At 43.1% G+C, this 10529-nt stretch carries 6 protein-coding genes; all 6 read right to left on the bottom strand.

The window, feature by feature from the left end; translation table 11 throughout:
- Window positions 1-4: 4 nt before the first annotated feature.
- From GSQ74_RS19225 to GSQ74_RS19200, 6 genes are read right to left on the bottom strand one after another with little or no spacing between them, the layout of a single operon-like run.
- Window positions 5-1417: a sialate O-acetylesterase gene (locus tag GSQ74_RS19225; protein ID WP_254060927.1), complete on the bottom strand. Its 1413-nt coding sequence runs from the start codon at window positions 1415-1417 to the stop codon at window positions 5-7.
- Between the two features lie 50 nt (window positions 1418-1467).
- Window positions 1468-3315: an exo-alpha-sialidase gene (locus tag GSQ74_RS19220; RefSeq protein WP_254060926.1), complete on the bottom strand. Its 1848-nt coding sequence runs from the start codon at window positions 3313-3315 to the stop codon at window positions 1468-1470.
- Between the two features lie 6 nt (window positions 3316-3321).
- Window positions 3322-4260: a glycoside hydrolase family 43 protein gene (locus GSQ74_RS19215; protein ID WP_158995831.1), complete on the bottom strand. Its 939-nt coding sequence runs from the start codon at window positions 4258-4260 to the stop codon at window positions 3322-3324.
- Between the two features lie 17 nt (window positions 4261-4277).
- A complete protein-coding gene (locus tag GSQ74_RS19210; RefSeq protein ID WP_158995830.1) occupies window positions 4278-5651 on the bottom strand; it encodes a glycoside hydrolase family 140 protein in 1374 nt (457 codons plus the stop codon).
- Window positions 5652-5656: 5 nt separating this feature from the next.
- Complete coding sequence (locus GSQ74_RS19205; RefSeq protein ID WP_158995829.1) at window positions 5657-8812, bottom strand: DUF6298 domain-containing protein; 3156 nt, start codon at window positions 8810-8812, stop codon at window positions 5657-5659.
- Between the two features lie 16 nt (window positions 8813-8828).
- Window positions 8829-10499: a polysaccharide lyase gene (locus GSQ74_RS19200; protein ID WP_158995828.1), complete on the bottom strand. Its 1671-nt coding sequence runs from the start codon at window positions 10497-10499 to the stop codon at window positions 8829-8831.
- Between the last annotated feature and the right edge of the window lie 30 nt (window positions 10500-10529).

Genomic DNA, 10529 nt, shown 5'->3' with positions numbered 1-10529 from the left:
CAGATTAATTAGCTGTTAATGTGAATTTCAATGGGTTATCTGTCCGGAAAGGCACAGCGGGTAATCCATTTTTATTGTAGAAATTGGGGTCGGCTACTTCCGTCCAGGCGAAACGTACTGCTACCGGGTGAGATACTTCGGGCGATGAAACTACAATCCTATTACCCTCAATTATAGCTTTCGCCATAACAAATTTGCCATCGCTGCCTGCTATTTCAAAATAATCGAGTGGTTTACCATCGTGGCTAACCAGTCCATTGCCTACATATTTAAAATCAAGGATGATCTTATTTCCTTTAACTTCCATGCTTTGATACATAGGTCCTGAGAAAACCATATTCTTTTTGCCATATGTATTGGCTAATGCCTGTAATTCTAGTCTGCGCCCTACCATCCATTTAAAAGCCGGGTGAATGTTGGTTAATGAATCATTCAGATCGGTAGTAACGATCATCCCGGTATGCGGGATTTTAAGCGCCATGGTTTGGGCCTCGCGGAATTCAGGTTCGGTATATATGCTATAGGTTATATTACTTTTAGCTCTGGAGTAATAAAATGGCGCTATCTGCACGTAGTAAAATGGCAGATCTTTATCGTCCCAAATTTGTCGCCACCAATTGATAAGCGCTTCCATTTTATAGGTATAGCTGATGGTTTCGCCTAAGTATGCGCCGCTTTCGCCCTGGTACCACAAAAAACCACGTACGGCATAAGGCGCAACAGGTGCTATCATATTAACATAAAGCTTGCCGGGATCACCATCCACTTTTACATTATTTTGCTTGAAATATGGAATGGCATCGAATGCTTCAGTAGGCATCCATGGTTCTATGCGGCTGCCGCTTATCGCGGAACAGATAATACCAACCGGAACATGCAGATCATGGTTAAGATTCTTCGCGAAAAAATATCCCGCTGCTGAGAAGTTTCGTAAAGCTGTGCCTTCAGCAATATCCCAGCCTGAATGGGTTGAATCGGGCATTCTTAAATTATGTTGGGTAACTAAAAATATCCTGATCTGTGGATTGTGCGCCTTGTCGAGTTCATCAATCGGCGTATTAACGGTAGTAGTATCTGGCCTACGCACTTTGCTATTCTTACGCATTTCGTATGACATATTGGATTGGCCTGAGCATAGCCATACCTCGCCAACTAAAATATTATCGAGTTTAATGGTATTAGTTCCGTTTATTTCCAATACCTGTGGCGTAGCCGATGCGGGCATGGGATCAAGCATTATCTCCCACTTGCCTGAAACATCAGCGGTGGCTTTTTTAACCTGGTTATTGAATTTAACTGTAACATTTTCACCTACAGTCGCCGTTCCCCAAATGGGTACAGGTTTCTCGCGTTGCAGCACCATTCCATTACCCAATATTTTTGGTATAACTGCAACAGCGTAAGTATTTGAAGCCATTGCGCTACAGCTTATTAAGAAAATTATAACTATGTATTTCCTGAGTAGCATTAGTAGGTAGATGTTTTAAATGATTTGATATAAAAAGCAGCAGGCGGAGCCGGTTCACCGGGATTGGGTTGATCATAATCCTGGTCTGTTGGTGTATCAGCAGTCGGGAAGCGTCTTACATCGCCGGTACGGAAAACTATGCGTTCTACGCTAAGTACAGGAGCAAAAAACAGGTTGGTTAATACATCTTTACCATTCACATTTACGGTATAGAAGCGGGTATCGGTATTTAGTTTTATGGTGATGTGATAAGCCTGGTTAGCCACATATTTCATCATATTTTTTGAGCGATATCCTGTTTTAGCCCTGAAGACTCCTGTTGAATCAAAAGTTAGGCGCAAGGCTGCATCACCGGCCGCATTTTGGAACTCAATGTCCAACATACCTGTGTTATTTTGTACGGGGATGATGGTAAAATCAGCTATCAGTTTTTTTGATTCAGGGATTACCCGTTCTGCTTTGGCGTAATCAAATTTATCCCAGTCTTTAAGCGTTAAAGCACGTGAACCATCGGGTGCTTTATCAATGCCTACCGGTGCCCATAACGAGCTGTAGGTATTCCATTGTTCCAATTCTTTTCCAGCTGGCATATCATTAAAAACATCATCGGCTTGTTGGGTCGCAACAGAAGTCAGCGGTACCGGAATTGATGATACCCAGATGTCCTCTTTATTCATGCTGTAGGTAACCCATAGCTTGCCATCGGGCGGTGTACCGTTGCCCTCAATAATTCCCCGGGTGTATTGCGGGCCGTATGATTTATAATTGCCACCGTAGCGCATGGTAGGTATCTCGCCGTTAACCAGTAAAAGGTTGGTATAATTTAACCCATTCTGACTAACCGAAGCCGCCAGCGGCCAGCGAAATTCGGACGGATTATAAACCGTAACATATTTGCCATCGGAAGTTCGTTGTCCCCAAATTTTTGCGTTGCTGGTTACAAACCTTGGTGCACGACTTGCATTGGCAGGCCATGTTTTGCCATTATCTGTACTAATAGCGGTTAAGGCATATTTCCATAGCCCAACCACACGGCCATCGGGCAAGTGATAAAAATTGAACGCTTTATAATCTTTGTGGAGAGGAATTAAAGGATCGGCACGATCTGTTTCTTCTTGCCATTGCATCATCATTAGCGGATTGGTCATTAACTCATCACATGCCTGAACGAATCCTTTATCCTTGCTGATTTTGTAAAAAGGATATGATGTATTGCTCTCATTCCATTTTGGATTGTAATGGATGAAGTAGATCGGGCCGAATTTTCCGTTTGGATAAACCTCACGTACCACCCTGCCTATCCCTTTGCCATCATTCGGATCGTCGTGCGCATCCAAGCATATCCCGTAAAAGCCGAGCGCTAATAACCGTTTTGATTTGGCAGTATAAAAGCCCATGCGCTGATGCATAACGGCATACAGATCTTTCGCAACGCCGGGGTGACCTTCTTTGGTTGTGCCGTCCGGTATCTTGTATTGTGGGAATATAACTGTTGGTTTTGACCACGCTGCGCCATCTTTTGATGTGATAAGCAAAGTTTGACCGGGGGGAACGCTTTCTCCTACTTTATCGCTTAAATACTCTACATAAAAAGTATTATTCCAATAGGCCAACATGGGTTGGTGATTATAGGTAAAACCAAAACCATCTGCTTGCTCGGGGTGTTCCCTGTTTGCTCTAAATATCTGCATGCTATGCACACCTATTACCGGCGTAAGTCTGCCGTTGTGATAGTCGACACTGGCAACGGTGTTGCCTGTGTACCGAACGGTGTCCTGCGCTGTAACTGTGAGGCTAAACCCGGTAATTACAATTAGGATAATATATATTTTAACTTTCAGCATCATATTACATTAATTAGCCGTTGATGCGGCTGCTAACTTTAAGTTTTTTAGCGTCTTCTCGTTTACTTTAAAAATTGTCCCGTGTTTGTGCCCCTGAGGCACGCTAACAGAATCTGCTATATTGGTGAATGTTTTAAAATCGGTTGTACGCATGCAGCCAAATTTTTTGAGGCGGTATGAGTCATAATAAATTAACCAATTTTTGCCTGCTTTTGTTATTGTTGGGCCTTCGGAATACATCTCCGTAAATCGTTTGGAATAGTTGGTATATGGCCCAAGCGGATTATCGCTAAAAGCCACCAAAATGTTGCGGTTTGGCCGGGTATTATCTTTCATCACCAAAACATATTTTCCTTCGGCGATCTTTATAATTTCAGGGTCTATTACACTAAAACCGGGATCAAGAAATAGCTTGGCTGGTGTAAAGGTTTTAAAATCTTTAGTGATGGTGTAATATAACCGGTGATTATTATTCTCGTCCTCCTCGCCTTTGGCAAAACGGAATGGTACTGTTGATGCCCAGGTGATTATAAATTGCTTTTGGGTATCGTCATAAAACAACTCTGGCGCCCAGGCATTAACGGCGGTTGGTTCATCAGCCATTACATTTATGTGTTGCTCAGGCGACCAGTGTATCAGGTCGGCAGATTCGGCATAGCCTATACCGGTATCATTTTTCCATCCGGTTGTCCAAACCAGGTGATAAATACCGTCCGGGCCTTGCTCTATTGAGGGGTCACGGATGATCTTGGCATCGCCTACCTCCGGTTTTATGAAGATGTGGTTTAGATCCGTCCAGTGATAGGCATCATGGCTGTATAGCAATCTTAATCCAGCACTCGCAGGTTCGTTAAAGGACGTAAAAAGGTACACGTCTTTTTTGCTTTTACAGGAAAACAATAGTATCCCTGCTAACACAAAAAGGTATATTTTTTTAGATCCCAACATAACTATTAAGTACGATTTTATATAGCATCAAGTATCAATACCCAGTCGTTACCATTTGCAGGTTGACCGGGAGGATTGAACTTCGCTGTTTTTAATTTGTTAAAAGTGCCAATAAGCGTGGTTTCGCCATTACGCGGATTATACCACGACGCTTTAATTTTTTTACCCGGCAGTTGCCCGGTATTTATATCCATATTACGGCCGGTATAGGTATAAATAAAAGCATAATCTTTACCCCTGGTTGCTATCAACCTGTTATAGCGTTGACCTTGGTTGGCCGCTATTAATGATTGGGCAGGTACACGCTCAAAATAAGGGCGTGAGAGCATCAATTTTTCTAAGTAGACCATTTGCTGCGCACCAGGATCATTGATGGATGTATACCAGTAATCCTTTGATCCATAGGCGCTGCCTTTATCCTTTGGATTATGCATTTGCATTACATCGTTATTGCCGTAAGTATAGCCGCATGCTCCCGCAAAAACCGACCAGTAACCGTAACGCCTTACATCGGCATCCGTCCAACGTGGCAGCGTTATATCATGTAACCCATAAGGGATTTTCTCGTATGATGGTTCGGCATCCAATGTGGGTTTAATTGGTATTTTGTTATAATCGTTTTGAATATAACGCCAGTTGTCTTCGCCATAGCGAAGATCATTTTTTGAAGTATCCTGGCTATAATTCCGGTGGCCGGATTGGATGCTATTGAAGCTTAACCAAGGCTCGTTATGAAACCAAATTGATGATTCTGTTCTCCCACGGGGATGAAAGGTTATCAAATGATTCGGATCAATCACATGAATGGTATTGCCGATGGTATTCCAAACTTTTATGGAATCGCTGCCTGGTATATCGCCCCCATTCATCCAAACCACGTTACTGTATGATTTATAACGATTGGCCAGAAAGGTTGCATAGGCTTTAGCCTGATTTTGGTTGATATGCGCTGATTTTACCACCGAACCCCAAACCGGAACCAATGCGATGTATATTCCTTTTTCTTCAGCTTTTTTCATCACCCAATCAATGTTATTCCAATAGTTATTGGGATAGTTGGCATTAGCGATTTTAGGATTGGTGATATTTCTGTTATTCAGGGCAGAGTCACCATAAAAATCTGTTTCTGAAAGGCTGTGCAAAACCATTACCTGTATTACATTGAACCCTTGTTTACGTCGGGTTTCCAGATATTTCTCAGCATCCTCGCGGTTCAGTTTGGAGAACAAAAGCCATCCGGTATCGCCCATCCAAAAGAAAGGCTTATCATCAGCCTGAAAAAAGCGGTGATTGGCCGATATTTTCAATTCGGGCAATACTTCGGCTTGCTGGCTTTTTATGGAAAGAAGCACACAAGAAATAACACCTACAAGAACAATATTTTTAAACATATTATTTAAATACGGACAAGCCACAAAATAGCTTCTCCCGTTCCGGGATTTTTAATTTCGGTATTGCTACCACCTTTCACCTGTTCTTCATCCGGCAAAACCTCCCCTGTTTTTGGGTTGATCCATTTTGCTTTATAGCTTGCATTTGCAGCCAGATCAAGATGAATACTATTGGTATTGCTGTAAACTATATAACCTTTCGCGGCATTACCCAAGGCCCATTGATCTTTTGGGTTACCCGGTAAATCAACGCTTTGCATTGCTGATGCAGCGGTTAAGAATTGTTTATCTGTGGTAGCTGGCAATGCAGGCAATGATCCTCCCGCAATGAATACCGCCCAGCCAAAATGGTCATAAGCATCGGCTGAATATAAAACTGCTTTAGCCGGGTATTTTTCCTTGTACTCATGCACCGCATGATAAACGTCTTCAAAAGTTGGTGCTTTAGGTTTATAAATGCGTTCTTGCTGGCGTGGCGCAAGGCTTTTGCCGCCTTGTGGGGCGTAAAGCTTGCCATTACCTTCATAATACCAGTAACGGATATCGATAGCATCAATAACTGAAGCTTTTGCAGCATCGGCAAGGATAGCATCCTGAACATCTTTTGTTGCCCCAAGGCAAATTATCTCTTTCTTTTTATGGGTTAGTTCCCATTGTTTAACGGTTTCAACCCAAAATTGCATAAAATGTAATGGACCGGTAAACTCGGCGCTTATGGATTGGATAACCCCGTTGTTATCAGCAAAGTTGTCCATACATTTATTAATGTAGGCAATTAACAATTTACGCCTTGTAGGTTCAGTTTCATCATAAAACTGTTCGGCCATAAACTGGCGTTTGTCGCCTGCATAATTAACCGGCTCAGGGAAACCTGTACTGTTGATGTTATTGGCAGTTCTCCATGGGAAATCAGCATAATGTGCACCTGCTTCAATAATATTGTGCTGGAAGAAATTGTTATGGAAAAGTACTAAGCCTTTTTCATCAGCAATATTGGCAAACTGTTTAAGCCTGCTCCAGTACCAGGTATTGTATTTAGTAAGATCATATTTACTTAAACCATCCCAAGCCAGTTCTTTTCCGCTACGCTGGAAAGGTAATTCATAAAAAGGTGGCCAAACATCGCCATCCATGCGGCGAATGCGCTCATGGTCATCACGACGACGCTCATACCATAAGCCATAGTTATGCTCAAGCACGATGATATTATCTTTTTGCATCCAGGCGGCTACATCTTCTAGATTGTCGGTTAAGCCTGTTCCTGTTCTGCCGGGTACCCAGCGTGTAACATCAGGCTTGGCTTCTTTTAAGTAGTCAGGCTTAACAGTACCGCTCCACCATGGGGCTTCAAAATGCCTGCCTTGTAAAATAGTATTCCCGCGAACAATCCATCCGTTAGTGATACTCATTTTAGGGGCCATTGCTGGTAAAGCAGGTTGTTTATAGCCTATTACATCAATGTTTTTAGCACCTGCCGAAGAGATACTGATTGGATTTCTTTTTGGTGCCTGATCAACCCAATCACCTATTGTAGTAGCTGGTTTACGAGCTGCTGCCAATAGCGCAGCGGCTTCGGCAACTGTTGGGCTGCTTGATGGCTCTGTTTCTATACGCAATATACCTGCTTGCTGACTCACGTCTTTATTTAAGCGATCGGTCAGTTGCGCATAGTAAAAACTACGCGGGCTAAGTATCTCGTTTGATGCTTGCCAGTAACCATCACCGCCAAATTGTGCCCATGTACCGAATGCCCAATTTTGAGCGGTTGGTGGTTGATAGCAGTCTACGTGTGCAGCACTGCAATTCCATAATACGCTGTTTGCAATGTTCCAGCCTGCTCCTTGCTCATCCTGGCCTTTGTTCATATAGCTTAATGGCTCGCCATCAATATTCGCTATATCAAACAAAACACCTGATGACCAGCTATCTATACCGCCGCTGTAGCCTAAAGATTGCCATGCACTGCATTGCACAAAGGCAGTAGGCCCGGGAGTACAATAACCAGTAGCAAAATCATGGATACCATTTACCGAGTAAAGGCGCTGAAAAAGTGTTTGACCGCCGGTTGTCCAGAAGGTATTGCGGCGCTGACCGCCGATCTCGGATATTGGCGACAGCGATTTACAATCTTCAACAGTTACGCGGTTAGCTGTTTCCTGTACAAAAACAGCTGAACCCGCGAAATGCTCAAAAATTACCTGGCGAACCCAGGCATCTGAAACATTTTCCATTGTGATGGCCATCCAACGATGGGCTTCATCTTTAGGGTTGCTTACATCATAAGTTGATTGTAAACGAATATTTTCTATGCCGACCCGGTCAATTCTGCCCGGCCAGTCATATTTTGCTATCAGACCGCCCCCATAGGCGCTATCTAAAGCTGTAGTAATAGGCGCATCAATAGTAACAGTATTACCATTAATGGCCGTTATTTTTCTATCCCAGTAAATATCACGCTCACCAGGTTTCCATGCTAAAGCGGTTAAATCGCCACCGAAATGATCGGTACCTAAGGCAGTGATCCAAGCTTGGGTACTTGGTCTGTGTATCACGATCATATCGCCCGGTTTTAAGCTTTCGGGATTAGCAACGTTAAATGTAAATGCATTTACAGGCACATAACCATCTGTAATTTTAATTTCTTTTGATTTCTTTCTATCGTTTTTACCGGCTACCTGTATTAAGGTTGCGCGGTCTTTTCCGGCACCAAGCAATATAGTACCATCATTCCCCATACCGCTACCGCGAAGTACGACACCTGATGCATTTATTTTTAAGCTTCCGTAAACTTCATAAATACCTTTATTTAATAGTACCGCACCGCGAAAACCATTTGCATCCGCAGGTAAAGAGGCCACATAATCTAATGCTGATTGTATACGTAAAGTGGCATCACCTTTTTTAACCGGAACTACGACCTGTACCGAAACAAAAGGAATAGGCTGATTAGAAGCCATGTAGCCGCAGTACGAAAAATCAGGTATACGATCTCCGTTAGCATCTGCCTTATAAACCAGTTTACCGTCCTTTGAGACGGTAACCGGTGCTTGTTCTTTTTGCGATTTCTTGTTTTTTTGCGCCATTGCGGGGGAACAAAATATTGTTCCCCCAATCAATAGCGACATCAATAAACCGACTGTACTATCTTTTAAAATTCTCATTTTTTAAGTAACGGAATTAATTCAATTTACCTGAACCTGGCATAGGGTGCTCTGCACGGTCGGCCACTGTATTCAAATATACTTCGATATTGCTATAACCTCCGCCATTTTTAGCAGGCTTGGCTGCATCACTTGCATCGTGTGGATTTAAACCATGCGCGATTTCCCATGAATCAGGAATACCGTCGTTATCACTGTCCTTGTAAGGAGTTCCTTTGTACTCCGGATAGCCTCCTACTTGCCAAGGCGCTGTTATAATACCTAGTTTATAAGAGTCTTTTCCTAATTTTCTTACTTTGAACTGGAAATCAGTATCGGTTTTCATTTCCTTGTAAGCGATTTTACCTGTTCTTACCTGTTCTGCAATACGTAAATCGACCGCATCACGATGTGGTAAAGTTGCACCGGCGTTGTTAACCACGAATTTGTAAGCATCCTCTGCCGACATAATAGTTACCGGCGCCATTGGGAACGGCTCATCAGATTTCATGTAGTCTTTATATTTACCTGCATCAGGTAATTCTTTACCACCGTCTTCTTCAACTTGTATACCACCTTTCCACGGATCTTTGGTGATTTCAGGATAGCCTTCCATTATATTACCGCTGGCATACACACGGCCAAAGAATTTTTCTTTAAGCTTGCTCCTGCCTGATTCCGGTTTTAATATACGGTGACCTACCGGTTCATTTTTAGGTGTTACCGGACCTGGTTTGAAATAATTGTTGATGATATTAAAATTGGTGGTGTAATCGCCGCCATCCATTGAGCGGTGGTGCCAGTTAAACACAACGTTATTTACAAATGTGTAAATACCATTCCATCCTACTGATGGGTTACGGCCTGTATTATCAGCCCACATATTACGGAGCAGGGTACTGTTTTCGCCACCTGTTGTACTACCAAAGGAGTGATTCCAGTAATCCAAAGCTTCGGCGTAGATACAGTTTTGTACAGTGATATTAACCGTACCCAGTTTTTCAGCTATCATACCAGCTCCCGGATCAAACATATGGCGGTACATAGAGAAATTCTCATCCAAGCCCCAGCTTGTAGAGGTATGGTCGACAATGATATTACCAACCGGATCACCACCTAAAGCATCATCGCGGCGACCAACATTGGTTTCACCTCTTCTGAAACGCATATAACGTATAATTACGTCATGTGTATTTACCCAGAATGATTCGCCAGCCACGCATACACCGTCGCCGGGAGCTGTTTGGCCTTCGATAGTGATGTAAGGAGCCCGTACAATGATAGGCGATTTAATATGGATAATACCAGCTACGTTGAATACGATGATACGCGCACCACCTTGTTCGCAAGCCCAGCGTAAAGTACCTGGTCCGTCATCAGCAAGACTGGTTACTACGTATACTTTACCACCGCGACCACCAAAAGTAAATTTACCACCACCTTCGGCACCGGGGAATGCAGGTATTTTAGCTTGCGGCAAATCTGTAGGCCTGCCAGCCCATGGTACATAAACCTTTCCCCTGCGCTGATCTGCCTGCACAATAGGTAATGCCACTGCCCACGCCGAATCCGAATGACGCATTGCTTTGGCCATCATTGAATCACTCTCAGCCTGAACGTTTTTGGGAACGTGAGGGTATTGAGCAAATGCACAATTGGCCAAACCCATCATCGCCGCCAACAAAAATAAACCTGTCTTCTTTTTCATAATTATTTGTATGTAATCGTATTAAATCAA

Source organism: Mucilaginibacter sp. L196, from assembly GCF_009765905.1.
Lineage (GTDB): Bacteria > Bacteroidota > Bacteroidia > Sphingobacteriales > Sphingobacteriaceae > Mucilaginibacter.
Note: the sequence above shows the minus strand (reverse complement) of the source record. Positions and strands in the feature narration are given on the sequence as shown.

Bases quoted from the DNA above. Each gene is read 5' to 3' on its own strand.
- GSQ74_RS19215 (WP_158995831.1), bottom strand. From the start codon at position 4,260: ATGTTGGGATCTAAAAAAATATACCTTTTTGTGTTAGCAGGGATACTA.
- GSQ74_RS19200 (WP_158995828.1), bottom strand. From the start codon at position 10,499: ATGAAAAAGAAGACAGGTTTATTTTTGTTGGCGGCGATGATGGGTTTG.
- GSQ74_RS19220 (WP_254060926.1), bottom strand. From the start codon at position 3,315: ATGATGCTGAAAGTTAAAATATATATTATCCTAATTGTAATTACCGGG.
- GSQ74_RS19225 (WP_254060927.1), bottom strand. From the start codon at position 1,417: ATGGCTTCAAATACTTACGCTGTTGCAGTTATACCAAAAATATTGGGT.
- GSQ74_RS19210 (WP_158995830.1), bottom strand. From the start codon at position 5,651: ATGTTTAAAAATATTGTTCTTGTAGGTGTTATTTCTTGTGTGCTTCTT.
- GSQ74_RS19205 (WP_158995829.1), bottom strand. From the start codon at position 8,812: ATGAGAATTTTAAAAGATAGTACAGTCGGTTTATTGATGTCGCTATTG.